This is a genomic window from Pseudomonas imperatae (assembly GCF_057128625.1).
The window spans coordinates 1-524 of sequence record NZ_JBSKHP010000092.1 but is presented as its reverse complement, the minus strand read 5'-3'; the positions used below and the strand labels follow the sequence as shown (position 1 = coordinate 524).

The following is a 524-nucleotide window of genomic DNA, read 5'->3' as shown; positions in this document are numbered from 1 at the left end:
TTGATCTGCTCGACGGTCTTGCCGGTCTGCGCGGCCGTGATCTCGGCGAGACGCTTCTTCATGTCGAGGATGAGCTGCGCCTGCGTCTGGATGTCGCTCGCGGTTCCGCCGAAGCCACCGTGCGGCTGGTGCAGCAGCACGCGGGCGTTGGGCGTGATGTAGCGCTTGCCCTTGGTGCCGGCGGTGAGCAGCAGCTGACCCATCGACGCGGCCATGCCGATGCCGACGGTGACGATGTCGTTCGGCACGAACTGCATCGTGTCGTAGATCGCCATGCCGGCCGTGATCGAGCCGCCGGGAGAGTTGATGTAGAGGTAGATGTCCTTCTGCGAGTCCTCGGCCGCGAGCAGCAGGATCTTGGCGCAGATTTCGTTGGCGTTCTCGTCGCGCACCTCTGAGCCGAGCCAGATGATGCGGTCCTTCAACAGCCTGTCGAAGACGCTTTGTGCGACAAGGGGTTCAGCCATGAGTGCTCCTGTTTCGGTTGCGTGAGAACGACACTACCGGCGGCGTTTCGGCGCCCC

The 524-nt window shown here is 63.7% G+C and carries 1 protein-coding gene; it reads right to left on the bottom strand.

All coding sequences use genetic code 11. The annotated features are described in order from the left end of the window. Positions 1-467: ATP-dependent Clp protease proteolytic subunit (locus tag ACWKWX_RS32765; protein ID WP_483829951.1), on the bottom strand; the 467-nt coding region annotated here is incomplete at its 3' end. Positions 468-524: the final 57 nt, after the last annotated feature.